28 protein-coding genes are annotated in these 24942 nt (G+C 38.9%); 12 read left to right on the forward strand and 16 right to left on the reverse strand.

Translation table 11 applies throughout. From position 1 onward, the window contains the following. Positions 1-27: 27 nt before the first annotated feature. Positions 28-1434, reverse strand: a complete 1407-nt coding sequence (gene cls, locus PP181_RS07920; protein ID WP_272636672.1) for a cardiolipin synthase — start codon at positions 1432-1434, stop codon at positions 28-30. Between the two features lie 198 nt (positions 1435-1632). Then, positions 1633-1818: a CsbD family protein gene (locus PP181_RS07925; protein ID WP_272636673.1), complete on the reverse strand. Its 186-nt coding sequence runs from the start codon at positions 1816-1818 to the stop codon at positions 1633-1635. Positions 1819-2206: 388 nt separating this feature from the next. Between PP181_RS07925 and PP181_RS07930 the strand changes: the two genes are divergently transcribed. Next, entirely contained in the window at positions 2207-2737 is a 531-nt protein-coding gene (locus PP181_RS07930) for a lipid-binding SYLF domain-containing protein (protein ID WP_272636674.1), read from the forward strand. Positions 2738-2810: 73 nt separating this feature from the next. Here PP181_RS07930 and PP181_RS07935 read toward each other — a convergent pair whose 3' ends face one another. From PP181_RS07935 to PP181_RS07960, 6 genes are all read right to left on the reverse strand, one after another. After that, complete coding sequence (locus PP181_RS07935; protein ID WP_162850207.1) at positions 2811-2948, reverse strand: hypothetical protein; 138 nt, start codon at positions 2946-2948, stop codon at positions 2811-2813. Positions 2949-3011: 63 nt separating this feature from the next. Further along, positions 3012-3455: a BLUF domain-containing protein gene (locus tag PP181_RS07940; protein ID WP_272636675.1), complete on the reverse strand. Its 444-nt coding sequence runs from the start codon at positions 3453-3455 to the stop codon at positions 3012-3014. 480 nt (positions 3456-3935) lie between these two features. Continuing rightward, a complete protein-coding gene (locus tag PP181_RS07945; protein WP_272636676.1) occupies positions 3936-5150 on the reverse strand; it encodes a Pycsar system effector family protein in 1215 nt (404 codons plus the stop codon). 23 nt (positions 5151-5173) lie between these two features. Further along, complete coding sequence (locus PP181_RS07950; RefSeq protein ID WP_272636677.1) at positions 5174-8908, reverse strand: ShlB/FhaC/HecB family hemolysin secretion/activation protein; 3735 nt, start codon at positions 8906-8908, stop codon at positions 5174-5176. A gap of 33 nt (positions 8909-8941) precedes the next feature. Further along, complete coding sequence (locus PP181_RS07955; RefSeq protein WP_272636678.1) at positions 8942-9109, reverse strand: hypothetical protein; 168 nt, start codon at positions 9107-9109, stop codon at positions 8942-8944. 96 nt (positions 9110-9205) lie between these two features. After that, the gene (locus PP181_RS07960) at positions 9206-10567 is read right to left on the reverse strand and encodes an NAD-dependent succinate-semialdehyde dehydrogenase (protein ID WP_272636679.1); all 1362 of its coding nucleotides are present in this window, start codon (positions 10565-10567) and stop codon (positions 9206-9208) included. A 205-nt stretch (positions 10568-10772) separates the two neighbouring features. Here PP181_RS07960 and PP181_RS07965 point away from each other — a divergent pair, with 205 nt between their 5' ends. The 3 genes from PP181_RS07965 to PP181_RS07975 are packed head-to-tail and all read left to right on the forward strand — an operon-like array spanning position 10773 to position 11665. Then, entirely contained in the window at positions 10773-11108 is a 336-nt protein-coding gene (locus PP181_RS07965; RefSeq protein WP_154918328.1) for a YtxH domain-containing protein, read from the forward strand. After that, the gene (locus PP181_RS07970) at positions 11109-11456 is read left to right on the forward strand and encodes a hypothetical protein (protein WP_154918326.1); all 348 of its coding nucleotides are present in this window, start codon (positions 11109-11111) and stop codon (positions 11454-11456) included. A 14-nt stretch (positions 11457-11470) separates the two neighbouring features. Further along, a complete protein-coding gene (locus PP181_RS07975; protein WP_154918324.1) occupies positions 11471-11665 on the forward strand; it encodes a hypothetical protein in 195 nt (64 codons plus the stop codon). Between the two features lie 9 nt (positions 11666-11674). Here the strand turns inward: PP181_RS07975 and PP181_RS07980 are convergent, their stop codons facing one another. From PP181_RS07980 to PP181_RS07990, 3 genes are all read right to left on the reverse strand, one after another. Then, positions 11675-12721: a helix-turn-helix transcriptional regulator gene (locus tag PP181_RS07980; RefSeq protein ID WP_272636680.1), complete on the reverse strand. Its 1047-nt coding sequence runs from the start codon at positions 12719-12721 to the stop codon at positions 11675-11677. A 173-nt stretch (positions 12722-12894) separates the two neighbouring features. Next, positions 12895-13377, reverse strand: a complete 483-nt coding sequence (locus PP181_RS07985) for a Dps family protein (RefSeq protein WP_272636681.1) — start codon at positions 13375-13377, stop codon at positions 12895-12897. 127 nt (positions 13378-13504) lie between these two features. Further along, the gene (locus tag PP181_RS07990; protein ID WP_138257207.1) at positions 13505-14110 is read right to left on the reverse strand and encodes a DUF2652 domain-containing protein; all 606 of its coding nucleotides are present in this window, start codon (positions 14108-14110) and stop codon (positions 13505-13507) included. Positions 14111-14365: 255 nt separating this feature from the next. On the opposite strand from PP181_RS07990, the gene PP181_RS07995 reads away from it, so the two are divergent. The 3 genes from PP181_RS07995 (at position 14366) to PP181_RS08005 (ending at position 17035) form a co-directional block, all read left to right on the forward strand. After that, entirely contained in the window at positions 14366-14947 is a 582-nt protein-coding gene (locus PP181_RS07995) for a hypothetical protein (protein WP_272636682.1), read from the forward strand. 98 nt (positions 14948-15045) lie between these two features. Next, positions 15046-16134: a DNA topoisomerase IB gene (locus PP181_RS08000; protein WP_272636683.1), complete on the forward strand. Its 1089-nt coding sequence runs from the start codon at positions 15046-15048 to the stop codon at positions 16132-16134. Between the two features lie 10 nt (positions 16135-16144). After that, positions 16145-17035, forward strand: coding sequence for a mechanosensitive ion channel family protein (locus PP181_RS08005; RefSeq protein ID WP_272636684.1), 891 nt, complete (start codon positions 16145-16147; stop codon positions 17033-17035). Between the two features lie 15 nt (positions 17036-17050). Here PP181_RS08005 and PP181_RS08010 read toward each other — a convergent pair whose 3' ends face one another. Further along, positions 17051-17263 carry a DUF2945 domain-containing protein gene (locus tag PP181_RS08010; protein WP_138257203.1) on the reverse strand — a complete coding sequence of 71 codons (213 nt, stop codon included), beginning with the start codon at positions 17261-17263 and terminating at the stop codon, positions 17051-17053. 284 nt (positions 17264-17547) lie between these two features. Here PP181_RS08010 and PP181_RS08015 point away from each other — a divergent pair, with 284 nt between their 5' ends. Together PP181_RS08015 and PP181_RS08020 are read left to right on the forward strand one after the other, a co-directional pair. After that, complete coding sequence (locus PP181_RS08015) at positions 17548-17817, forward strand: hypothetical protein (protein ID WP_138257202.1); 270 nt, start codon at positions 17548-17550, stop codon at positions 17815-17817. A gap of 155 nt (positions 17818-17972) precedes the next feature. Further along, the gene (locus tag PP181_RS08020; protein WP_272636685.1) at positions 17973-18422 is read left to right on the forward strand and encodes a ferritin-like domain-containing protein; all 450 of its coding nucleotides are present in this window, start codon (positions 17973-17975) and stop codon (positions 18420-18422) included. 35 nt (positions 18423-18457) lie between these two features. Here the strand turns inward: PP181_RS08020 and PP181_RS08025 are convergent, their stop codons facing one another. Then, entirely contained in the window at positions 18458-19495 is a 1038-nt protein-coding gene (locus PP181_RS08025; protein ID WP_154918316.1) for a helix-turn-helix transcriptional regulator, read from the reverse strand. Between the two features lie 227 nt (positions 19496-19722). Between PP181_RS08025 and PP181_RS08030 the strand changes: the two genes are divergently transcribed. Next, positions 19723-20406: an SOS response-associated peptidase family protein gene (locus PP181_RS08030; protein ID WP_154918314.1), complete on the forward strand. Its 684-nt coding sequence runs from the start codon at positions 19723-19725 to the stop codon at positions 20404-20406. 1 nt (position 20407) lies between these two features. Here PP181_RS08030 and PP181_RS08035 read toward each other — a convergent pair whose 3' ends face one another. Next, positions 20408-21436 (reverse strand): AraC family transcriptional regulator, encoded by a 1029-nt coding sequence (locus tag PP181_RS08035; RefSeq protein WP_154918312.1) that lies wholly within the window; start codon positions 21434-21436, stop codon positions 20408-20410. 162 nt (positions 21437-21598) lie between these two features. Beyond that, positions 21599-22642, reverse strand: a complete 1044-nt coding sequence (locus PP181_RS08040) for a helix-turn-helix domain-containing protein (protein WP_272636686.1) — start codon at positions 22640-22642, stop codon at positions 21599-21601. A 251-nt stretch (positions 22643-22893) separates the two neighbouring features. Here PP181_RS08040 and PP181_RS08045 point away from each other — a divergent pair, with 251 nt between their 5' ends. Together PP181_RS08045 and PP181_RS08050 are read left to right on the forward strand one after the other, a co-directional pair. Continuing rightward, the gene (locus tag PP181_RS08045; protein WP_138257196.1) at positions 22894-23055 is read left to right on the forward strand and encodes a DUF1328 domain-containing protein; all 162 of its coding nucleotides are present in this window, start codon (positions 22894-22896) and stop codon (positions 23053-23055) included. A gap of 49 nt (positions 23056-23104) precedes the next feature. Then, a complete protein-coding gene (locus tag PP181_RS08050) occupies positions 23105-23287 on the forward strand; it encodes a hypothetical protein (protein ID WP_138257195.1) in 183 nt (60 codons plus the stop codon). A 51-nt stretch (positions 23288-23338) separates the two neighbouring features. On the opposite strand, the gene PP181_RS08055 is transcribed toward PP181_RS08050, so the two are convergent. Further along, positions 23339-24898, reverse strand: a complete 1560-nt coding sequence (locus tag PP181_RS08055; protein ID WP_272636687.1) for a hypothetical protein — start codon at positions 24896-24898, stop codon at positions 23339-23341. Positions 24899-24942 lie beyond the last annotated feature (44 nt).

Raw genomic sequence — 24942 nt, forward strand, 5'->3', positions numbered from 1 at the left:
GGGCCTTTTTCGGTTTACATCATACACTCAAAACAGGGGGCTGAATATTTTACCGACTCCTTCCTTTAGCTTTTTAATCCATGGGCGTTCAACATATTCATCATACGTCAACAAGTGTCCTGATCCACTATCTTTTAAATAATCGGATTTTAGCAATTCTGCAAACTCCTTTTCGTAGACAATGGCATTTACCTCATAATTTTGCTCAAAACTCCGATCGTCCAAATTGGCCGTGCCAATCGAGGAAATGGCATCGTCGCTAACGATGATCTTGCTGTGCAGGAATCCGTCCGGAAAGAGGTATATTTTTACGCCCGACTTTAAAAAGGTCTCAAAATAGGAGTGTACGGCCCAGCTGACCAAGCGGTTATCTGCATTTTCAGATACCAAGAGACGTACATCCACCCCACTCAATGCAGCGGTCTGCAAGGCTTTTATTAGCGCCTGGTTTGGTATGATATAGGGATTTGTGATGTATACATATTTTCTGGCGGCATTGATGATGGAAAAGTAGGTCTGCTCCAAAGCGGGAAAATCATCGTCCGGCCCCCCGGAAACGATTTGCACCATGGTATCGGCTTTTGATTTGGAAATACCCGCGAGGTTTTCAAGGGGTTCCAATAATTCTTGAGAGACCAGGTACCAATCCATCATAAAAACCTGATTTAAGTGGTTGGCGGCAGGCCCGGTTATTTTTAGGTGCATATCGTGCCACTTGCCCAAGCTGGGGTCTCCTTTTAGATATTTATCGGATATATTGATGCCACCCGTAAATGCGATTTGACCATCCACCACGATTATTTTTCTATGGTTTCGATAGTTCAGTGAGGAGAAAAAACGTCCGAATTTAAAGGGCAAAAAGGGGTATACTTTCACCCCAATATCCTGCAATTTTTTAAGATAGGACTTGCTCAGGGAAAAACTCCCAATACCATCATAAATCATTCTTACCTTAACGCCCAGAGCTATTTTATTTTTAAAAAGCACCCATAATTTGTCCGCCAACTCTCCATCCTCATAAATGTAATACTGAATATGAATTTCGCGCTGTGCCTGCTCCAATGCATTAAAAATGGCATCAAAGGTGGTCTTACCGTCCTTTAAAAGCTGTAGATCGTTGCCCCCAACCGGAGGAAAGTGGGAGGTGTTGTAGAAGAGGGTCATCAATTTCCGGTATTTTCCTTCAAAGGAGTTCACCAAGTCCGTTCCAGGTCTAGGAAGTTTGGCAAACAGATTCCTTTTTAAGGCTATCAGTTTGTTCTTTCTTCGGTTTCTGCCCAATAGAAGGTAAAGGATGATTCCGCCAACGGGAATCGCAAAAATGGCCAATAACCAAGCCAGACTTTTGGAAGGTTTGGCCCCATAAAGCAGAATTGCAACAACAATGGACAACGTGATCAAAATATAAATACCCAGAATAATGGTCGTCCACATAGCAAGGCCAATTTTAATAATACATTGGATTCAATTTCTTAAAATAAATCAAAATTGCTTCGAAAGCAATGATTTTGTGTGCGAGCTCTGAGTAATTGAATGAGTGAATAAGATTCAGGTCTAGCCTAACGAATAAAATTAGGCACAAAAAAACCCTTGAAATTAAATTCAAGGGCTCTTTTATCATAGAATTTTTTTTTACCAAGTTTCTATTTCCTTTTTAATTTCCTCTTTTCTTTTTCCTGTTTTTTCCTGAAGTCTTCCCAGCATTTCATCAAATTTACCTTCGGCGAAGGTGGTATCGTCATCGGTTAAGTTTCCGTATTTTTGTTTGAATTCGCCTTTCACCTGGTTCCACTTTCCTTCTAATTGTTCCTTGTTCATAATAACTATTTTTAAAAATTCGACTTATTATCTCAAGATACCCATGAATTGTGGTTTGAAATGACGTATTCGATGGGTTTATTGATGCATTTCTAAAATAGTAAGCCTGGCTTCCCAGATTGTCCTGTATTAAAATCTAATACGTTGTTATTGTATGGGAACAGTTGGAATTAAGAACAGCCAAAAACCTTAACGAAACTCTAATTTTTTTCAATCCTTTAACAATATAACTTCTTGTTTTTCAAGTATCTATCTATAGAATCAATAATAGAATTGATTACGGCAGGGATAGCTTTTCATTGCTCTTATTTTTGATGAGGGAATGAACGTTGATAGGTACAATCAAGAGACTCCATTCCACAATTTGTTAAACTAAAAACTTAATAGTATGAAATTTAAAACAATAATCGCTACCGTATTGATGATAGCTTCCACTAACATATTTGCGCAAAGCGATAAGGACAAACAAGTAATGGCCGATGCGGAAAAGGCAAAAATAGATCTTCAGAAAATGGACGGAATGGACAGATTCTTCAACAATTCTTCAGGATATGTTATTTTCCCAAATGTGGGAAAAGGAGGATTGATCGTGGGAGGTGCATCCGGTAACGGCGTACTTTACGAAAATGGTATGGTACAAGGAATGGCCAGTTTGAAAAAGGTGGACATTGGACTACAGGCCGGAGGACAGGCACTTACAGAAGTCATCTTTTTTGAGACCGAAGAGGCCTTGAACGATTTTAAGGACGGCAATTATGAACTCTCCGCAAATGCCACGGCAATCGCAATCGACAAGGGCATTGCAGCAAATGCCAATTATAAAGATGGGGTGGCCGTATTTACAAAACCAAAGAAAGGTTTGATGGCAGACCTATCCATTGGAGGGCAAAAGTTCGAATATGACGAAATGGACAAATAAGGGTCCATGAACTTTATAAAGCTAAAAACCGGGACAAGTCCCGGTTTTTTTTGCCTTAATATGCGCTTTCCGATTAAAAATAGTTGAGCACATAGCCGAAAATCCAGTAAAGTATAAGGAAAACAAAGATGGTTCCAATACAACCACATTTACCGCCCCCAATTTTTCTTGCGCCGTACCACGCCCCGATAATCTGTATTAATTTTTTCATTTTTTAGTAAATCGATCTTCTATTATAAGTGTTGGACGATATTCGAAATTTAGTGTTTTTATACTAGCCGAACGAAAGCTTCGTATCCTTTTTCAATAGTTTGTTCACGTGTGCCCAAAGCGTGATTTTGGAAGATCCGGGCGATTTTACAATTTCCGATCCATGAAAAACTTGATGGAACAACATTTTCTTATGCAGAATTTGGTCGGACACATCGTCAAAGTTGTTGTAGATGGTAGAAAATTGGGAAAACAAACGAAATTTATTTTCCTCCAGATTCAATAATATTATTTCACTATGTCTCTTATCCTTACTTATCCTTCCAAATAATTTGCGAACCATATTCTCCTCCCCTTCCAACATATGAATAAAGTGGCATCTGTGATAAACCAGACATCCTGTAATCTCGTTCTGTGCATTAAACCGACTAGCATTCCGCATTAAATCGTGAATTTCATCATTGGGCAATCCTTCCGCTGCTTCTGATCGATATATAAGTGATAACATAGGAAATGTATCTCCCGTTAAAATTAAGAACGAGGAGAAATTGATATTATCCCAAAAAGATAAAAATGTGAACTTCTTAATGCATAATCATACTATTATCAACCAATTAAAAGAAATTCTATATATCTATAAAAGCCAAAAAATTCTTAAAAGAGTTAATTTTCTTAACTAATTGGAAATACATTTGTTGATAATCAAGTACAAAATGCAAAAGGAAAAAATCAATTATAAATTGCCATCAAAGGATAACTCAAATTCACCTTTGATTTTGACCATTAAATTTTCCATAGTGGTTGCAACAATTGGTATAATTTTCTGTGTTATCCTTTTGGCCAAAAATAATTTCTAAAACTCCTAGGAATTTATATCCATTTTTGGATACATAATATTCAAGCTGAATTTTTTAAACCCTACTTAATACTCTGCTTTATGTTCAAAGTTTTTGATGTTGAACTGGTAGCATTTTAGTATTGCCAAATTTTATTCGCTTGGTATTTCGGGCAACTCGATAACTTGCTCCGGACCATAAAATTTTAGTGCTACACCAAAAACGATCACAGATAAAATCATACCAATCATAAAGACCAAATAGGTCCACCTCAATAGACGATACTTTCTTTCCAGAACAATTCCCAAATAATATAAATCCTTGGTCAAGGATGAATAAATATACTCTTGATCTTTAATAACCTCACCAATGGCCCATTGATACTTCTCCAATTTCATTTTATGAAAGTTCCCAAAAAATAGAAGATTTACTCGCTTTTTCCTTACGTCTTCATCCGTAAATTCACCACTGGTCACATTTGGTTTAGTCGCCAAAATGGACATGATCATTGAGGCTATACTAAACAAGATAAATATAAAGGTGGGGTAAATTAGGTAATCATTGGCAGGGCTATCCAATTTGGGAACCAAATTTGCCAATGAAAGCGATATAATAATCGCGTTTACAGAAAGTAAAATATTCGCCTTTGTATCCGCTATATCACTAAGTTTAATGTGGTTTCTTAGCGTAACCCTATAAAGCGTCTGCACGCCCCGATCCGGAATCTGTCCTTTGAACTTGGCCTTTAGGCTTTCCTTTTTCACCAGCTTTTTACTCTTGTTTTTGGCCTTAACGAGTCGCTTGATATTCTTATCCTTCCCTTTCTGCCAATTTTCCCTTGCATGGTCCGTATAATATCGATGCTTCACCCTTAAAAGATGAATGTTTTCCTCACGCCAATCCTCTACCGTGTAATCCTTTAGTTCCAATTGTTTTAGTTCCTCCCGCAGCAATTCCGAGGTCTGCACAAAGGTTTTTTTTGCAAAGTGGGAGGAATCCGCATCCCGCATGATTTGCTCCAGGTGGTTTTTGGGCTCGTAGTTCATTTTAGTTGCCAATATCAAACTACAAACATCCGTAATGAATTCCTCCGGGCAATCCTGCTTCTCCAAAAACTCACGGGCCATCTGGCAGCTATGTTCCTCGTGGTTATCGTGCGATTTCAAATATCCAAGATCGTGGAACCATACAGCAACCATCAGCTTTTCCCGATCCTTGTCCCCAATCTTTTCGCCTTCAATAAGTTCCTTGGCACTTTTTACGACCCTTTCGGTATGTCGTAAATTATGATATAGATAGGTGGTATCAATTTCCTTGCCCAATTTTTGGGTCACGAAGCTTTCAGCTTTCGATACAATGGTATCCATGAGAATATAATTTTTCTATTTTTTTAAAAGGGGGCAATGAATCCAACTTGGACCATATTTGCCTCTTTGGAATTAAAATAACCGATGTTAAAAGTCAATGCTTTTAGACTACTTATCCATAAGCCTCCTCCCTGTGAAGTATGCCATGTGTTTGAGCTTTCGTTGGAACTCCATACCCTTCCATAATCAAAGCCCGCATACATACCGATAGTAACGGGAGAAACAGCTGTAACATAGCGTTTGATGCTCCATTTAAGGTCGGAAGTGTGATAAAAGGAAGACCTTCCGGTAAAGCGTTCGTCTCTAAAACCCCTTAGCCCATTATTACCCCCAATGGAAGGAATGTGGTAAAAGAATATATCATTGGATTTGGACACCGTACTATATTCCGCGGTACTACCTAGAACCAAGCCCCCGGATGAGATTATTTTATGGTTAAAACCAAGTTTAAGCGACCCGTAGGCAAAGTTATTTTCCTGAAGGTTAAGATTGGCTTTGTATCCCAATCTAAGACCTATATAAATAGATTTTGAAGGGAAATCATCCGCATCCTCGTTGTCATAATAACCCGATAGCTCGGCTCCCCCATAATTCTGATTTTGGAACAATTCCGGGGTCAAATTGCTGCGGTTAAAAAATCTTTGATCATTTTCATTGACCTTATAAGACTCAAAAAGCCCCCTTATTTTTAAGGTGTAATAGGATATTCCGGCAGCCAAGTTCAATTGCTTTAATCGTGCCCTGTAATAATCCCTTCCCAAGTTATCCTCATTGTTAAAAGTATCATTGCCTATACCAAAAAAATTCCTGGCGTATCTATCACTGGTATAAAATCCGTCCATGATAAAATTCCATTTGGGAAATATATTACCAATTGCTCCGGAATATTTTAGCTCCGTTGCTTGGAAATTAAAATAGTATTTGGCACTTAACGTATGTTTTTGCTTGAAATCGTTGCCATTTAATCCGTTAACGGTATAAGTATTGGATGCTCCAAGAAACACCCCGTCATCTGTTCTGAAACCCGTATTGGGTACAATGACGTTCGTATTGGGTTTAAAGTATCGCCAATGGTAATTATTGGTCGTATAAATATCGCTCAGTTGGGTTTTGGGTTCTTCCTCTTCAAATACGATTTTTTCATGTTCCCAATCAAAGATCTTTATCCGTTTCTTGTTTTTTATGGCATATACGTCCTCCCCATAGCCACCTATAATCTTTATTTTGATTTTTGGGTCTGCATCCCCCCAAACCCTAAAAATATCATCGTCACCCAGTCCATAAAGCCAAACCTCCTTAGTCTCCTCCTCTTTGAAAGTACGTTGAAAGAATATTTCGTTCTTCTCATCTGTCAACAACCTTTTTAGGGTGACGGACAACCCACCGTTTGGTAGTTTTTCCACTTCGAACAGGTCGTCCTTTTCCGTTCCTGTTACCGCCACCACCGTATTCAAGTATTCCGCATATTCCCGCGTTTTTTCCGGTAAGGTCTCCAGACGTTCTTGTAAGCTTTTTTTAATAAATTCTGAAGTTTCGTCCCTAACTTCCACCGGCAGTCTCATAAAAGCCTCGTCAATTACCTGGGACGTCATGTTTTCTTTAATGTACGTCGCCTCGTCCACCCAAGCATCCACCCCATATTTGTTCAACAATGCCCTATCCAACTTATTACCACCCATATTCTGCCATTTGGGGTTCTCTATCTCGCCGTCGAACGTCTGCCATCTTTTGGTGGTTGGAACAAAGAGTTTTACAAACTTTACGGCAAAACCATCGAACCTGGGAAATACATTATCCCGATCCCTAGGTACGGGCATAAACTCACGTTCGCCATCTGGGGTTTCGTATTCTACCCATCGCCATTGATCTTGATGCCTGTCCCAATCCCCTATCAACATATCAAAAATTCGTGCACGGATAAAATTCTTCTGGTCTATTGCGTAGGATTCATCCCGCTTTATTCTTTCAAGCATATCGGTAGTGCTCTCAAAATCCTTCACCTCGCCCGAAACTTTGTCAATCGTTCTCCTGTATCCCTTATAATTTAATTGTTCATCCGATGGACGCCTTTGTATGAAATAGAGTTCGTCACCAAAATTTTCGTTGTACTGTTCCAGTTGGGGCTGTTTGGGCACATAAAACAAATGGGTGTCCGAATGGTTGATATCGACGGATTCCGCCAGAGGATTCACGACCAATTGCATAAAGGGATGGGCTGTGGTGAAAAAATCCGATATGACTTCCTCTGTCCAGGTATCCCTGTAGTCATCAGAATTATAGGAAATACCGGGCAACATGAACTTAAGGAACTTGAGGGCGCTTTTTCTCAAGGAACGCATGGCATATTGCTTACCATCATCGTCTGCCAAACGTAAGGAAAATGATTGGTGCCCTCCCCCCTCCTTTACCACATGAAGTCCACCATAAAGGGTATCCAATTTCACCACTGGCGCTTCCACTGGTTTTCCAAAATAGGAACGGTAACGTTCTCCCCACAACCATTTATAAAACCCTTTTTTTTCATAATCCTCTGGATTATCAAGTATTGGCGTGGTATATGTTTTTCCTATACTTTCATCGAACCTATCAAAATTTTTTCTCTCCTCTTTAGGCTTTAATACATCAAAAGTTTTTTCTTTCTCCAAATCGGCTTCCGAAATAAAGGTCACTTTTGAACTTCCATCCTTGTAATAATCCAATCGGGCAAACCCCCTATCCCCGTACGCATATTCTCCTTGATATTTCATGGTGCCACCAATAGCTGTGATATGGTTTTTATCGATTTTAGTGGGACTTTTTGAACCCAAGGAACCGCTAATAATCTGACGTATACCACCTCCGAGCAATAATTGAAGGTTTTCCTCGTGACCGGAAATCACGGTTATCCTATCATTTGCCTGGGCCAGGGCACTTACTGCAATCCTTAGGTAATTGTATCGCCTAGAGTTCAGGTGATCTGGATCAAATGCCCCAAGATCCATCACCGTATTGCGTAACGTTCCCAATACAGGCAACGGAGTAATATGGGATTTGAAGGATTCCGTCCCCGCATAGGTCCCATTGCTCATTACTGGATGGTGCATAGCTATTACGATGTTCTTTCCCTGACCGTCATTGATATAGCCTTCCAGTTCTTCCATGAACCTTCTACGAGTAACGATATTAGGGCACTTTTTGTTGATATCCACCAATCTGGACCAATTGGCAATGAACCACTTGGAATCCAACAAAATCAAATCCAAATCGTCATTTATGACTTTATACTCAATGGGACAACCATTTTCTGGAAATACGTCAATTCCCTCTTTATCTATTTCCTTAAGGTAATCCTCTACCCGTTCCATTTTGTCAAGTTCGTAGCTCTTCCATTCATTGTTGCCGGGAAGAAATATGGTCTTTCCTTTAAAATCTTTTACCAAAGCCATCTGTTCCGTTATCAAAGTGCTATCCTTGGCCCAGGAATCCAGTTCCGTAGAAACATTGTCACCCGTAAAAATAACGGTGCTGTTTTCCCCGCTTTTATTTATTTCTGACCGAAATCGTTCCAATAATTTGTTGTTGGATATGATTGAGGTATTACCATATCCTCCAGCTAGAAATAAGGTATAACTGGGCTCCTCTGTAGGGTCTGATTTGACGAAAGGTATTTCCCGATGCTCTTTGTAGGTAGCACAGGAATTTAACAATAAGGTTACTACGCACAAGACGGCGTAAAAAAAATAAATGGGTTTTTCCCTATGATTGTGAGGTTTTGTCATAAATGCTATTCTGTTATCGATTGGTCGCCTTAACTATTCAAAGGCTACTCCACTAAGGACCACTCCCAAAATCATGAGAATCAAGAATCCAATGACTATGGCAGTACCTAGCTTGGTCTTTTTATCCTTTTGAAAAATATATCCTTGTTTTTCCTTTTCAGGTTCCTTAACGAATTCCGTTTTTTCTTCTCCTTGTTTCATCGGTTCAAATGTTTATTGTTAATAATATGTCAGATGTAATTCGCCAATCAAAAATGTTGATGTATCTCAACATTGATTATGGTTTATTTCATATGTTTAGCTTTTAATGTAAACTGTTTTCTTGTTCACAAAAGCCAAAATGCCCTCGCGGGATAGCTCCCTGCCATAACCCGATGCCTTGGTGCCCCCAAAGGGCAACCTTGGGTCCGATTTTACCATGTCGTTGATAAAAAAGGCCCCATCCGATATTCTTGGAATCAAGTCCAATGCGCCCTCAATGTCCTCCGTGAACAACATAGATCCCAATCCAAATTTGGAATTGTTTGCCAAGGCAATGGCATCTGCTCTATCCTTGGCCCTGATGATGGCCGCTACCGGACCAAAAGTCTCCTCGTCAAAAGCTGGCATTCCTGGAACGACCTCGGAAAGTATAGTTGGTTGAAAATAGGCTCCTTCCATCTTGTTTCCCATTATAAGCTGTGCACCTTTCTCAATTGATTTATCCACTTGTTCCTTTAAGCTTTTTGCCAAGTCTTCCCTTGCCAATACACCTATATACGTTTCCTTTTCCTTCGGGTCCCCGGAAACGAGCTGTTTGGTAGCCTCCGTAAATTTTTGGACAAAAGTATCGTATAGCTCATCACATACTATAAAGCGCTTGGCCGCGATACAACTTTGCCCCGTATTTTGCATCCTTGCCTTTACCATGGTGTCCAGGTGCTTTTCTAAATCTGCATCCTCAAAAACGATGCACGCATTGTTGCCTCCGAGTTCCAGTACGGTTTTTTTCAGGTTCTTCCCAGCAGTTTGTGCGATGCCCCTACCGGCCTTTTCGCTTCCCGTTAGGGTCACGGCCTTAATGGTTTCGTTTGCGATCAATTCCTCAATTTCCTCGTGGCCGGCAAGGATACTTTGAAAACAACCCTTTGGGTACCCCGCATCCAAAAAAAGATTTTCAAGTGCCCTAGCACATCCGGGTACGTTTTGGGCATGTTTAAGGATTCCTGTATTACCAGCTGTCAAGGTGGGTGCGGCAAAACGAATGACCTGCCAAAATGGATAGTTCCAGGGCATAACGGCTAGAATACAGCCCAAGGGGTCATAACTAATAAAACTTTCCTCGGCATCGGTCTCAATAATTTCATCGGCCAAAAGATCTTCGGCATTGTAGGCATAAAAATCGCATGCCCAAGCACACTTTTCTATTTCGGCAATACTTTGTGAAATAGGCTTGCCCATCTCAGAGGTCATCAACATGGCGTATTCTTCCTTTCGTTCCAAAAGTAGCTCGGAGACATTTTCCAACAGCTCGCAACGTTCTTTAATAGTTTTGTTAGACCATTCCTCTTGTACGGATTGGACCAACTCTAATTTTTGCTTAATGGAATGGGATGTATCCTTTTCATAGGACTGAATTTTTTCTCCGGTATATGGATTTTTGGACCAAATGGCTGACATAGTATATGGTGTTGATAAGTAAACAACAAAGATAAATGCATCGAAGAGACGCCCTTGGTCCTTTTCCCCAAATTGTTGACCCTTTTACGCATTCATCATTGCCGTTAATATTTAAATGGTTAGAGCAAAGCTACATTCCATATAATTCAGAAATTTGTGTAGAAAGTGATGAACGACATCACATTGAATTTTAAAATCAATCATTATGAGTAATAACACTGGAAACACGCTGTTAGCGATTATTGCCGGTTCTGCCATTGGCGCAGCATTGGGAATTCTATACGCACCGGAAAAGGGAGAAATAACAAGGAAACGAATTGCAGACAAGGCAAATGAAACCAAGGACCATTTAACGGAAAATGCCATCAATCTTAAGGATAGGGTAGCCAACAGCATTGCTTCTGAAAAACAATCCTTAGATCATAGGGTAGAGTCGCTAGTATCTGATGTTAGTTATAAGACCGAAGATATTATCACCACTTTGGAAGCGAAGTTGGCCGAGTTAAAAGCCAAAAACAAAAAATTACAAAAAAGCTCATAGATGGGAGTTTTTGAATCGCTTAACAACACTTCAAACAAGGCTGTTGACCTAAGTGAACAGTATTACAAAAAGACTCAGGAGTACTATAAACTCAAAGTCTTTCATCAATTGGCAACAACTACCGGAATGTTCTGTAAAATGGCCATTCTAGGTAGTTTGGCCTTTTTAGGGATACTGTTCCTAACCGTAAGCGGTATGCTTTATTTAGGCGAGGTTTTGGGAAGTATGACCTATTCCTGTTTGCTCGTAGCGGGCATAATCTTTCTCATTGTAGCCATTCTATATAAACTGAGAAGAAAAATAGACAATGCCATTGTTAAAAAACTTTCCAAAAAATTCTTTAGTTAATTAGACGACCATATATGTACAACAATTTTGACGAAATAGAATTTGATTTGCAGCGACTGAATCTTGAAAGACAAATTGCAATGGAGGAGCTTAAGGGGCTTAAGCAGGAAGTCAAGGAAGATTTAAGTCCTTACAATTGGTTGTCTACTGCTATTTCCCTGGTCAAAAAATATGGTGTTCTCTATCTGGTCAAGAAAATCCTAAAATAATTATAGGCCTTAAATTGTCTCCAAGGATAAGGCCTGCTTAACATGGGCCTGAAACTCACTGGGGCTAATGCCATATTTGTTCTTGAAAATCTTGGAAAAGTAGCTACGGCTGCTAAAACCAATGGAATAGACTACTTGGGATATGTTCATATCAGAATTACCGAGGAAATCCCTGGCAGCTTCCAAACGCACATGCCGAATATATTCGGTCACAGTACGAGTATACAATAATTTAAAGCCTTCCTGTAATTTGGCCTGGGACAAACCACTTTCCCTTGCAAGTTGTTCCAAGGTATAGTCCTTGGAAACGTTCTTGGCTATCGTATTGGCCAAATCCCTAATAATTTTCAATTCCCTCCGTAGCAAGGATGTTTCGTGCAGGGAATTTTTGCTATCATTTTCATGCTGTGCAATTTGCATGGCCAGAATCTCATAGACCAATCCTTCAATTTGCATGATCCTGATCATTCCGTTTTTGCTTCGGACCTTTCTTAATGCAGAAATCTTATTTGCCAGTTTTAAATTGTAAGACCCAAAAAAGGCGAACTTCCTTTCATGGTCCGTGTCCATAAAGACATCATAAAGTCGTTTATTAAGTTCCTGTACCCCGTTCAATCGTTTTTTAAGAAATTTTCTACGGGTAATCAGAATCACGTTCATGGTCAACTTAACACCTTTTTCAAAATATCCCAAGCTAGGTGTATCGTCCGTATTGGCAATGATAACGGATTGAAACCGTTCCAACTTTTTCAGATTATCTTTTGGTTGATTTCCAAAACGATGTGCGCAGTGACCTTCCAAACAATAATAAAATCGGATGGGGTTAAATTGTGCATAATCGCTTTCAAAAATCACCTCATCATGGAAGGTAATATCGTATTCAAGCAACGTAACTCCCCATTCAAACCGGATAAAGCGAATACTCCCCGTGGCATTTTCATTATTTATATTCAGGGTATATTCCCCCCATCGCTCGGAAATCGTTCCGCCAATTTGTTGTTGTACCTGGCGAATAGTATCGCCTGTGGAGCTTCCCGATGTTTTGATCGATATCATATACAACCCCTTGATCTTTAGCCCGAAAGATAAGGATTTCCTTACAGGTGGTCCAAGGTTGGCCCATAAACCTTTATATACCTAACCAAAATAAATCAAAACCAAAAAAACGAAGAAAGGCCATAAACAAAAAAAGCCCCCAAAGGGAGCTGTTTTATGGTAGGTTATGCAATCTACAACTGGTCCCTGGTGTCCTTTGTCCAAGCATCCAACATCCAACTAACCTTTTCCAGACTGGCAATATAGCCTCCCATCATATCTATGGTGCCTTCATCTCCGGCTTCATCAGCTTTTTTAATCACCTTGTTCATTTGTTTCAGGATTGATTCGTGATTGGTCAAAATGTGCTCCACCATTTTTTGGTCGCTTATCAAGGAAGAAGTTTCCTTTACTTTTGACAATTTAAAATATTCCGTAAACAGACTTTCCGGATGGTGCCTTAGGGTTAGAATTCGTTCAGCAATTTCATCAATTTTTATTCTCGCATCCGTGTAAAGCTCCTCAAATTTCTCGTGAAGGTCGAAGAAATTTTTTCCAAGAACGTTCCAATGAAAGCCTCTTAAGTTTTGATAGTAAATATTGTAATCCGCCAAGAGTACGTTCAACTCCTCCACAACAGGTTTTACCTCTTTTGTATCTATTGCCAAATAGCTCATATTTCTTTTTTTTGATTATTAGTTTAACGTTAATTACAATATAATAAATCGTTATAGTTTTCCTTACCTCAATAACATCGACGCTTGACGCAATTCAAATTTTGACAATCATTTAACAATTCGGACACTATTGTTTTACCAAGGGCTTTAAATTAATATAGTGGTAATTGATTTTCCCTACATGATCGTACTCTGTAAAATTTTGCTTTAATGTTCCCCATTCAAATTCCTTGTCAAGGTCATGATCTTTGTAATAGTTAGAAAGGCCCTCGCTTATCAAAATATATTCGTCCATCCTAATTTTATTCTTCAAGAGCCTATGGGCAACAATTAAGTCCTCCCCGAACAATTTTATTCGATTGCCAACCTTGGTGGAAGCCACCTCCTTTCCATAATGAAGGATAATCTTTAGGCCCAAAACCTCTGGAATCCTGGGGGCGTCCTTCTCATCTTTGTATTGGTCCCTTAGCTTTTGCAACTGATCATAAAACTCGATATAAAAATGTTCGCACTGCTCTATCAGTTTTCGTACGGGTGGTAATTTTCCGGTTTTAAAGAACAGGACGGCATCGCCTTCGATTTCCGAAACTTTTAAGCCAATTTTATTGGAGTATATTATTTTGTTCAAAAGCGTGGGAATTACTTTTGAACTTAGGTCAAAATCGGTTCCGCTCATAAATTCCGTAAAACCGCTGATATCGGGAATACAAATTAATGTAGGGGTTGCTTTCATATATTTTTGATGGGATTTGGCTACCAAAAGGCAGCTTTGGGTTTCTTTTTGTTATTTCCTGAATGGTACAAAATAACCCTTTCTTTGGGGGTTTAGTGACTCAAAAAACAAAATTTTTGCTACGTACAGCAATCGTGGAATTCCGTCCAAAACCCTATGTATTCACGGCAAGAATCCTAGGGATACAGCAAAGGGAGACGGCAATACCCACTTACTTTTGTAATGAATCGAAGTAGAACAAAACAATTTAGAGAAATGAAAAAATTAATATTGATATTGGGAGTAGGAGTTCTTATAGCTAGTTGCAATATAAAAAAGGAAGAAAAAGGTGAAATGCCAGAAGTGGACGTAGATGTAATGGCCGACGCCGGCGAATTACCGGAGTATGAAGTTAATTGGGCCGATATTGATGTAGGTACTACTACCAGAACGGTCAATGTGCCCAAAGTGGTAGTCGTGATGGAAGAAGAGGAAGTAGAGGTGCCTTTTATAGATTTTGATATGCCCGAAGGTGACAGTACTCAAGTTTCCGAAAGAACTATTATGGTAGAGGCCGAAGTTACGGATACCGAACACAACTTGGATATACGAAAAATTTATGCCTCTGGAAACAAACTTTTTGTTGTTTCAGAACTGACAAGTACGGATACATCCATAGCGGATAAAACAATGCGCGTCTCTGACCAAGTAGTGTTGAAGGCCCCAGAACTGGACGTAAAATATTACATCGTTGGTCAAAGACCAGAGAACATGTTCAATAGCAAGTACGAATATGTCAACAACATGTCTGAAATTGAAAAAGAAATGAAGGACAGCAAAGTGATTTACGAGAAGTAGAATTTTGGTTGATTGGTTGAAAAATGATTCTCGTATGGTAAAACATACTTGGGTCATTTTTTTTTACGCCCTCACCACTAGGTCTTAAAAAACACTACATGGCATTAAACCCAACCTATGATATTGATTTCATCGATAAGCTAATGAATCGGCCAAGTGAGGCCGCATCTCATTTGGACCTAACATATGTATCGAGGAAAAACCTGTCTATCTTAAGAGTCAAAAAAGGGAAAAAGTTCTCCTATTTACTTCATAAAAAACCCCTAAAGAAAAAATCAGAGCTGAAAAGAATCTCAGCACTGGTAATACCTCCAGCGTGGGAGGATGTAAAAATCTCATCTATTTCCAATGCTCATTTACAGGCAATAGGTTACGATCTTAAAAGCAGGTTGCAATATAAATACCATCCTACCTGGGTGAAGGTTAGAAACAGAACCAAATTTTACAAAATGCGGCATTTTGGCGAGACACTACCTAAAATTAGGGAACGAATGGAGAAAGATCTTTTGTTAAATGGATGGCCAAAAAACAAGGTTATGGCATTGATTTTAAAACTCATGGAAGAAACCCATATTAGGATTGGGAGCGAGCAGTATGCCAAGAGAAACAAAACCTACGGACTATCCACACTTAGAAGAAAACACATAAAATTCTATAAGGAAAAACTCCGGTTCGAGTTCACGGGCAAAAAGGGAAAAAAACATAAAATAACGCTTAACAATAAGAGACTGCAGAAACTGGTATGCAAGTGCGAGGAAATACCTGGTTGGGAATTATTCCAATTTTTTGAGGAGGACGGTACAAAAACCAGTGTGGACAGTGGTATGGTGAACGACTATATTCATGAGATAAGCGGCCATCTTTTTACTGCAAAGGATTTTAGGACGTGGGCCGGAACCGTAATTTTCTATGAGACATTGATAGACTTGCCAAAAACTACAAACTCCAAGGAAATCAAAAGGAACATCTTGACCGCCTTTGACCAGACAGCTAAGGAGCTAGGTAATACTAGGAACGTATGCCGAAAATATTATGTACATCCGCTAGTGGTCAAGAAATATGAACAAGGTTGCCTCAATCTCAACATCAAAGAATCCAAAGGGCAGAACATTGCTACGGACCTAACAAATACCGAAAAGCAGATCCTAAAACTTATACAAGAATACAAACCATTAAAAAATCTTTAAAACACTGAATATGAAAGAAAAATTTTCTGAAGCGTGGTCCAAAATGTTGGAAAAATTGGCCAGTTGGTTCGACGCCTTTATACTCAATTTACCCAATATCATGATTGCCATCGTCGTTTTTATAATTACGGTTATAATATCCAGATACATCAGTAAAGGGGTATCCAGGCTCTTGGAAAAAACAAAATTGCAGGCATCCATGCGGAGTCTTTTATCAAAAATAGCATCCATCACCATTGTTCTCCTAGGCCTTTTCTTGGTATTGGGTATCCTTAATTTGAGTAAGGCCCTAAATACCGTTCTGGCCGGTGCGGGCGTGGTAGGACTGGCCGTGGGCTTAGCGCTCCAGGGAGCTTTGGCCAACACTTATTCCGGAATTGTTTTATCCTATATCAAACATATAAAATTTGGGGACTGGATAGAAAGCAATGGCTTTGAAGGGGAGGTGATTGATTTGGACCTACGATCGGTAACCTTGAGGCAACCGGACAACAACCTGGTTTTTCTCCCAAACAAACTAGTAGTGGAGAACCCAATAAAAAACTATTCTACCACGGCACAGTCCAGGGTAATTTTGGAGTGTGGTGTGGGCTATGAATCAGATCTGACCTTTGTTCGGGATTTGGTTAAGAAAACCATTTTGGAAAAATTCGATTCCATAGAGAACAAGGACGATATCATATTTCTATACGAGGAATTTGGGGACAGTTCCATTAATTTTGAAACGCGTTTTTGGATAAAATCAACCTCCGCACTAGAGGTGGCGAAAGCCAAGACCACTGCCATGATCGCGGTCAAAAAAGCCTTTGATGAAAACGGAGTCAATATACCATTTCCTATCAGGACATTGGACTTTCCACAAAAATTAAAAATCGTTTCGGAGAATGATTCAGAGGTATGAGTTTAAAAGTTGATCTTACAGGTGGTGTTCTACCTCACTTTCGCTTTTGAGAACATGGTCACCATCCTCTTGTTGAATGTACAGGGCTTTGTTGCCCTGTTTTCCTTTCCTCGTCACCTTAGTTCCTTTTATTTTCTTGGTGACCTCATAGTCAAAGGTCTCCTTGACCGTGCCTTTGGCAAAGCCATTGCCCCATTTCCATTGTACTTCAGCTCCTTTTTTAATCATAATTTAGTATATAGGCTTTTGAACTTGTGCTTCCCATTGCCTCTTATTTTTTTGGAGAACAAGGCAATGGGAAGAAGGTTTTAGAAAACCCACAAATTCTAACCAATTTGGAATATAAACTATGGGTATGAAATTCTGAATTTTTAAGATGTAAGCCCATTTTTAGCGCGCCCTTTTTTAGCCCATTCGCTAGTTAAATTAGCCGCATCGATTTGAGCCAAAACTCAAATTTATTCAGCCAAAAGGCCCATGGGATACCATTTATATTTACAAAAAATATAAAGATGACAGCAATTGTAGAAATAATTGGTGCAATATCCATCCTAACGGCAGTTGGATTTCTTATTATTTATGTTAAGGAAAGCTTTATTGATCAACCCAACAAATCAGAATTAAATCTTCAAAAAACGGGTAACAACGAATCTTTTATCAACATGAATGTGGATAGCCTTATTAATGACATTTCCACAGAGACCAATCCAGAAGTAAAGAGAGAAAAAAGAAAACGATTGGAGTCCTTTCGACTTAGAAACAAGTTTTATTATTCGAAATAGGTTAGAGCTAGTTAGACTTAAGGGGCATGCTTATAAAATTAAATAAGCTCAAAAGCCAAGATTGAGGATAGAAAAATTCTTTGGCTGTGGCAAAAAAGGGTGTTAAATGGCCTACATCCCAGCAAAAAAGGCCTATCACTTAAACAAAAAATGAAATGAGTACGTACACCGAAAAAGTTGGAGATAAATTGAACGACATCTTGGAAAAGACCTATGATGCCGAAAAAGGCTTTAAAAAAGCTGCAGACAATACGGACAACGTTGCCCTAAAGAACTACTTTAAGAACAAGGCAAAGCAACGCTATGATTTTGGACATGCCCTAAAGGACGAAATCGCTAGCTTTGGCCAAAAAGTCGAGAAGGGCGATAGTTTGACAGGCAAGGCACATAGGGCATGGATGGATATAAAAGCCATGTTCACTTCAGATGATGCGGAATCCATGTTGGAGGAAGCTATTAGGGGAGAAAAGGCAGCCCTTAAGGAATACGAAGACGTATTAAAGGAAACCTCATTGCCTAGCAGTACATCCACCGTACTACGAAGCCAAAAAATGGCCATAGAAAATGGTCTATCCAATATAAAAACCTTGGAAGACCTGGCATAGATAATCTTAAGGATTTGCTTTGAAAAAAAAGAAGGCTAAGCAGCCTTCTTTTCTTTTTCCAATGCGGTTTTGTTCGCTCTTTTTTTATAGCTCTTGGGACTACAATTATATCTTTTCTTGAAGATTTTACAGAAATAACTTCTACTTGTAAACCCTATAGAATAGACTACCTGCGAAATGTTCAGGTCGGTTGTCCGAATCAATTCCTCCGCTTTGTCAAGCCTAACCAGCCGGATATACTCCCCCAAGGTGGCATCGTGCATGAACTTGAAGCCTAACTGCAATTTGGAAGGGGAAAGTCCGGATTTTTCCGAAATACTGTTGATACTGTGTTCGGCTTCGGGATAATTGTTGATGTAATCCGTAAGCTCGCTGATCATCTGCAACTCCTTCTTCAAAAGTGTGGTAGCCGGCTTTAAGCCTTTTTCAAGGTCTTCTTCAAACTGCTCTATCTGCTTGGCCATAATCATGTGACACACGCCGTTAAAATAAGTAAGTGAAGAGATGGAATCCGCATATTTTGCATCCTCCAATTGCTTAATAAGCTCGCCAATTTCCAAATTGAACTTGCCTACGTGTAGCCGACCCATAATTTCCTTATCATAGGAGTTCAGTAGGGAAACCACGGTATCAAGTTCCGCTTCTTCTGCGCCTTTTTGGTATTCTTTCATGTCGACCCTTAGACAATTGAATATTACATGCTCGTCCCTTTTAAAGATTAATTTTGTGTTGTGTTCATTATCATCGAAAACCACTCCTGTCTGTAACTCCTCCAATTTGGTCACGATTTCATGACCACTGAATTTGTGAAAGCAATTGCCTTTAAGACAGTAAAACATAAATACGGTATCGTTGTCCGGTTTATCCATCGGGAGTTCAAAATCCTTATTTAAGGATAGGTCGAATTCCATGGCCATAAGGCCATTATCCAGATTTACTATATTAATTTGTCCTGAGCCAATGGATGAATCTACAACCAACACTGGAACTCCCTTGTCATTTGTAACTTCACCTTTAAACCTCTCATTCAAGAGGTTTAGCTCGTGCAAAGCATTTCTTCTGCGTGTTTTCATATTGGTACTATTTTTAAGATTGTGTAGGATTTTACCCTATTTTAAAATTAAACCTAATTTATTTGGACCATTGCCGAAATACCATAAATCTTTAACGAAATACAGTAAAACACCGCATTTTTCATCCAAATAAGCTCCTTACTTTTAATGGGTTAGCTTTTTTGGTGATTCAATCAAAACCAAGATTAAAAAATAGCTTACTTGCATCTGTAAAATTGAGGAGGCATATGTATTTTAAACTATCGAATACAGCGGAGCGGGAGACATTGGAAAGAATGACTAAGGCCTCTTTTAAATATCCAAACCTTTACAAACAACAAGGTATCATACATGGATTAAAAGAGGTTTCCATTCCAATCATTACCATGGAAGAAAAAAGTGAACTTTCATTGGCCATCTGGGGACTTTTACCTGAAAGCCACACAGCAGACTGGAGTATATTTCAGAATAATTTCAACACCTTAAATTTTCATGAAACTTCCATGGATTCTGGATTATGGTATTCAGATGCATTGGAGGCTAGAAGGTGTTTGATACCTATTACAGGATTTTTTACAACGTTCATTGAAAATGGCACAGCCTATCATTTTAAGGTAGGGCTCAAGAATGGCGATCCCTTTTTTCTCGCAGGTATCTACACTGTGTTGGAAGATGGGTTTATTACCTGCGCGCTTTTGGTTGGAAAATCCAACGACTTTATGAAAAAAATACAGAACGGTGTGGATAGCATGCCCATTAGCATTTCAATGGATGAAAAGGACGAATGGCTTGATGTAAAAACAACTCCTATGAGAACTCGGCAATTATTAAAAAAGCCAATACAGCAAGACTATAACGCCATATCCATATCAGAAACATATTATAACTATGATAATTTGGAGTACAACCCTTCTATTTTCTTAGGGTATTGAATTAATCAATCTTTCCCGTTTTTAGGTATTTCCGATAATCCGTTGGTAGGATTCCATAGGATTCTTGAAAAATTTTGGAAAAATAGCTTCTGCTTTTGATACCTACCAAGTAAACGATTTCAGAAACCGTAAGATCACTATTCTTTAAATAATCTTTGGAGACTTCCAATTTTAGTTGCCTAATATACTCGTTTACGGTCTTGGAATAGAGTAACTTGAAGCCCAATTGTAATTTTTTGGGAGTCAATCCAGATTTTCTTGAAAGTACCTCGATAGAAATGGTTCCCGATATATTATCTATAATATACTCTGAAAGCGTGTTTATTTTTTTGATGTCCTCCTTGGACAGTGATTCCATTGCACATTCCTTGGTTTCAAAATTGTGATGTTCCAATAGTTGTAATGAAAGAATTAGGTAAATCCTCCCTTCAATGGACAAGGTCCGCATTATGCCGCTCTCATGAACATTGTCCAACTGCTTTACCTCATTGGCTATTTTTAGGCTATAACTACCTCCATGGGAATAAGGAATAATGTTTTTTTCATCTTTGAATACGGACAATAACAGTTCATTTAAGTGACTGACATTATTATTCTTTTTTTTCAAATATTCCTTCTTGAAGATTCTAATCATATTCACCTTTAGTTCTTTATTAGATGGAAAAATGAAGTTTTTTTCCTGAAATCGTTCCGGTGAAATAATGATGTTTTGGAATTGTTCCAACTCCAATTTTTCGCCCAAATGGCCCTCCTTATATGTAAGTCCACCTTTTGAAATAAAAATGAACTCCAAGGGTGAAACTCCCTTTGATTTTACTGTAAGCTTAATGTCATCAAAAAAAGTAAGGTCCAAATCAAACAATGATACGCCCCAATCAAACTCCATACTCCTAATAATGCCCTTTCCTAGCTCATTATCAAAGGTAACTACACGTTCTCCCCATTGTTCTTGCAAAGACCCTTTAAGGTTCTCTTTGAAGCCAAGAAGCATATCTTCATCCCTCACACTATTTATAAGAATCTCTTTCATAGCTATTTAAACTTAAAAACAACTAATGCAAAGAAATTGGAATTTTATAGTTTCGGTTAACAATTATGAAACGTTGATTAACACAATTGCGATGCTTTGGGGGTAAAAATTTTGTTAAAAAAATAAATGGAGTCACTATTTGCTCAACTGTGACTCAATAGATTAAGTGGTTTTCGAACGCTCTTTTTGAGGCTTTAATTTTTTTAGATACTGGGTGGGTGTCATGGCATAGCGCTCCTTAAATAGCTTTGAAAAATAACTTCTTGAGTTGATGCCAATTTTATAGGTAATCTCAGTTATGTTGAGATCGGTCCTTTCCATCAATCCCTTCGCCATTTCCATACGCTCGTTTCTGATGTAATTGTTTACTGACATTCCGTAAAGATGTTGAAAACCGTTCTGTAAGGTATTTTGGTTAAGGCCGACTCTTTTGGCCAGCGCGATGATATTGTCTACCTGATCTAATTCACTGGAAATGATTTCCGCGGCCTCCTCCAACTTTTTAACGGTAGCCTGTCTTAGTATTTTTCTATTATCTGGATCTGAAGAATCATCCACATACTGTCTTAAGTGATGGGCCACTATTTCATAACACTTCCCTTCGATAAAAACACTCCTGGGAAAACCGGATAATTCGCACTGCTTTATTTCCTCAATGCACTTGGCGATGTCCAAACTATAATTGGCCTTATAAAAAAAAAGGTTGACCCCGTTCACATCCCTAAAAAGGGCTTCAAGGTCAGAATCCATATCCGGCAGAAAATCCCCTATTTTTTCCTCGAACCTTTTACGGTTGATTTCAATGTTAAAAAAACAAATAGGTTCTACCGCCGGTAGAATTACCATATTACTATGTTTTCCATTGCTGGATATCATTGCGCTCTCCAAATGCCGTATCTCATGGGCATCTTCCTTGCCGTTAAACCTATGGACAAAACTGGACTCTTTGTTATAGATAATTTCCAATGGTTGCACCAAAGATGGGTTGAGCTCAAAACGAACCTCCTCCTTTAATCGCACATCTAAATCCATCAATGCCACCCCATGGGAAAATGACATGGCCATGATGGTACCTGTACCGGATTCCTTTGGGATATCAATACAAATCTCATTGTTTTCGGTTTCGTAATCAACTTTTAAACGACCTGCAATATCCTTGACAACGTCTACTAGGCTAAGTTCCTTAAGTTCTTTTTTTTCGGCCATTAGTATTATGTGATATGCGTACAAGATAAAACAAATTTTAATCATGATTCGCTTATCAATTCAACTGTAATGAACAAGGTTAAAGGGTGACCAGCTCCAAAATAAATCTCTCAAAACACCAAAATAAACTATTATTTGAATGAGTCAAGGATAACGTTTATACAACAAAGACTATCAGACAATTAGTATCATCTTTGGTTATGGAAAAAGGGAGTGACCTTTTAGTACATTAACCAATAAATACACATATTATGTTAAAATGGACAATTATATTTATAGTACTAGCCATCATAGCAGGAATTTTAGGATTTGGCGGTATTGCGGCAGGAGCCGCGGGTATAGCGAAAGTACTTTTCTTTATTTTCATAGTACTTTTTCTTATTTCACTTATTAGAGGAAAAAAAGTGGTTTAAATTACCTAAAAACAACCTTTAACAGATTAATAACCCAAAATTAAAAACGATGAGAAAGTCATTATTAATGTTCCTGTTCTGTCTAATGACGGTTGGAATTGCATTAAGTTGTCGAGAAGAAAAATCGGCTGGTGAGAAAATTGAAGATGGCGTAGAGGAATTAGGCGAAGATATTGAAGACGGAGCCGAAGAAGTGGAAGATGCCGTAGAAGATGTGGCCGATGACCATTAAAATAAATTCACAAACTTAAAAGAGGGCCATGCCCTCTTTTTTTATGCCCTTTCACTTCCTTTTCCCACTTCCGGTAACCACATCAATTAAACCATCTTCCAAACCGATCCATAAATAATTGAAAAAAGACTTGTTCCGATTTCTTTCCACTTCCATTTTTCCATGTCGATAACCATCGTCATCAACCTTGGAACCGTCATTGATAAACAGATTACCTATAAATGACATAATCTTTTTTACGTGGCTTCGCTCTTTGTTCAAAAGTTCCAGTTTAAAATCCTCGTAGTTCATTTTGATATCGCCCTGTGCCATAAAATCCCCGCCACTTAAGGTAAAAAACATCTGATCTATGGTTCCCTGGGCCCGTAATCTGGCATTTGGCACCAAAAAATCGTTTAAAGTGGAAGTTTCCATATTGCTCAATCCGCCAGAAATGATGAAAGTCTCCTTAGGGTCAAAGACATCAAATTTCCAGTCGAGGTCCAGTTCCCCATTTCCCATAAAGTTGGCGTTGATTCTAATATCCACGGTTTCCCCTTCATTTTCCGTATTTGAAAAATTACTAATATGCGCCCCAAGGTTTTCAAATGTAAGGACACCCGGTCGTACATTGTTTGGGGCATCTTCTTCATAGCTGAGAAACCCGTTGGCCAGTTCAATACCCTTTATTTGAAGTTTTATGGGCAACTGCCGGATAAGTTGGGAATATAATGGCCTTATTTTTGGGTTTTCCATAAGACTTTTGTCCCTATAAACATTAAGAAAGGGCTCATAAGCCACCACGGTATCCATTTGCAATTCCAGTACTTCATCAATGACGGTTAGGTCGTGATTTTCTATTCTTATTTCGGGAACCTTTAATGAAACATGGTCCCTTTCGTAACTGATCTTTTCGCTGAGTTCCCTGCGTGTATATTTCGTTTTGAATTCAAGCTCCATAATTTCTATAGACTCGTTATCCATTTGATAAGACCCCACCTCAAATTCCTCATATTCCCCGGAAGGTCCACTTATCTGATTGAATGAAAATTGGTATTCCCCAAACTCCATAGGGATATAGTCCTTGATTTTTTCTGTATCCGTAGCGACTTCCTTTATTACAAAATCCAGGGTGCCCACGTTCAACAATTGCTTTTCCCCGTTGGAATCCCAAATTTCCATATGGCCATCCTTCAAAGTGATAGTGTTTACGGATATCGGCTTTAATAAATGAATGGGCGTATTCCCTTTGGACGCGGTCGTAGTATCTGCAGGGCAGGTCTTAAATGTAAGATTGGGTTTGGACAAAAGGATTTCGGTCGCATGGATCTCACCCTTATGGAACAAGCGCCAATAACTGAACCCCTTGATGGCTATTTTTTCCATATTCGCTGAAATCTCACAAGAGGAGGTTTGCCTACCCAAATTGTTCACGACCGGATTTTCAAAATCCAGATTTCCCTTTATGAGGCTTATATCCAATTGATCATAGGAATATTGGACATGGGAAGGCACTTTCCGTTCCAAGAATTCTGCAATCGCCTTCTTCATCTGCCATTCAGCGAAAAAATAGAGTCCGATCGAAAGCATTAAAAACCCCAATAGCCAAATACTGATTTTTTTAACGTTCATTCGCTACTGGGTTGAAGATTTAGGCGAAGGAGTAACCGTTCACC

This window comes from Maribacter sp. PR66 (assembly GCF_028464205.1).
Lineage (GTDB): Bacteria > Bacteroidota > Bacteroidia > Flavobacteriales > Flavobacteriaceae > Maribacter > Maribacter flavus.

Coding starts and splice junctions, on each gene's coding strand:
- cls (WP_272636672.1), bottom strand. CDS start 1,434: ATGTGGACGACCATTATTCTGGGTATTTATATTTTGATCACGTTGTCC.
- PP181_RS07925 (WP_272636673.1), bottom strand. CDS start 1,818: ATGAACAAGGAACAATTAGAAGGAAAGTGGAACCAGGTGAAAGGCGAA.
- PP181_RS07930 (WP_272636674.1), top strand. CDS start 2,207: ATGAAATTTAAAACAATAATCGCTACCGTATTGATGATAGCTTCCACT.
- PP181_RS07935 (WP_162850207.1), bottom strand. CDS start 2,948: ATGAAAAAATTAATACAGATTATCGGGGCGTGGTACGGCGCAAGAAAA.
- PP181_RS07940 (WP_272636675.1), bottom strand. CDS start 3,455: ATGTTATCACTTATATATCGATCAGAAGCAGCGGAAGGATTGCCCAAT.
- PP181_RS07945 (WP_272636676.1), bottom strand. CDS start 5,150: ATGGATACCATTGTATCGAAAGCTGAAAGCTTCGTGACCCAAAAATTG.
- PP181_RS07950 (WP_272636677.1), bottom strand. CDS start 8,908: ATGACAAAACCTCACAATCATAGGGAAAAACCCATTTATTTTTTTTAC.
- PP181_RS07955 (WP_272636678.1), bottom strand. CDS start 9,109: ATGAAACAAGGAGAAGAAAAAACGGAATTCGTTAAGGAACCTGAAAAG.
- PP181_RS07960 (WP_272636679.1), bottom strand. CDS start 10,567: ATGTCAGCCATTTGGTCCAAAAATCCATATACCGGAGAAAAAATTCAG.
- PP181_RS07965 (WP_154918328.1), top strand. CDS start 10,773: ATGAGTAATAACACTGGAAACACGCTGTTAGCGATTATTGCCGGTTCT.
- PP181_RS07970 (WP_154918326.1), top strand. CDS start 11,109: ATGGGAGTTTTTGAATCGCTTAACAACACTTCAAACAAGGCTGTTGAC.
- PP181_RS07975 (WP_154918324.1), top strand. CDS start 11,471: ATGTACAACAATTTTGACGAAATAGAATTTGATTTGCAGCGACTGAAT.
- PP181_RS07980 (WP_272636680.1), bottom strand. CDS start 12,721: ATGATATCGATCAAAACATCGGGAAGCTCCACAGGCGATACTATTCGC.
- PP181_RS07985 (WP_272636681.1), bottom strand. CDS start 13,377: ATGAGCTATTTGGCAATAGATACAAAAGAGGTAAAACCTGTTGTGGAG.
- PP181_RS07990 (WP_138257207.1), bottom strand. CDS start 14,110: ATGAAAGCAACCCCTACATTAATTTGTATTCCCGATATCAGCGGTTTT.
- PP181_RS07995 (WP_272636682.1), top strand. CDS start 14,366: ATGAAAAAATTAATATTGATATTGGGAGTAGGAGTTCTTATAGCTAGT.
- PP181_RS08000 (WP_272636683.1), top strand. CDS start 15,046: ATGGCATTAAACCCAACCTATGATATTGATTTCATCGATAAGCTAATG.
- PP181_RS08005 (WP_272636684.1), top strand. CDS start 16,145: ATGAAAGAAAAATTTTCTGAAGCGTGGTCCAAAATGTTGGAAAAATTG.
- PP181_RS08010 (WP_138257203.1), bottom strand. CDS start 17,263: ATGATTAAAAAAGGAGCTGAAGTACAATGGAAATGGGGCAATGGCTTT.
- PP181_RS08015 (WP_138257202.1), top strand. CDS start 17,548: ATGACAGCAATTGTAGAAATAATTGGTGCAATATCCATCCTAACGGCA.
- PP181_RS08020 (WP_272636685.1), top strand. CDS start 17,973: ATGAGTACGTACACCGAAAAAGTTGGAGATAAATTGAACGACATCTTG.
- PP181_RS08025 (WP_154918316.1), bottom strand. CDS start 19,495: ATGAAAACACGCAGAAGAAATGCTTTGCACGAGCTAAACCTCTTGAAT.
- PP181_RS08030 (WP_154918314.1), top strand. CDS start 19,723: ATGTATTTTAAACTATCGAATACAGCGGAGCGGGAGACATTGGAAAGA.
- PP181_RS08035 (WP_154918312.1), bottom strand. CDS start 21,436: ATGAAAGAGATTCTTATAAATAGTGTGAGGGATGAAGATATGCTTCTT.
- PP181_RS08040 (WP_272636686.1), bottom strand. CDS start 22,642: ATGGCCGAAAAAAAAGAACTTAAGGAACTTAGCCTAGTAGACGTTGTC.
- PP181_RS08045 (WP_138257196.1), top strand. CDS start 22,894: ATGTTAAAATGGACAATTATATTTATAGTACTAGCCATCATAGCAGGA.
- PP181_RS08050 (WP_138257195.1), top strand. CDS start 23,105: ATGAGAAAGTCATTATTAATGTTCCTGTTCTGTCTAATGACGGTTGGA.
- PP181_RS08055 (WP_272636687.1), bottom strand. CDS start 24,898: ATGAACGTTAAAAAAATCAGTATTTGGCTATTGGGGTTTTTAATGCTT.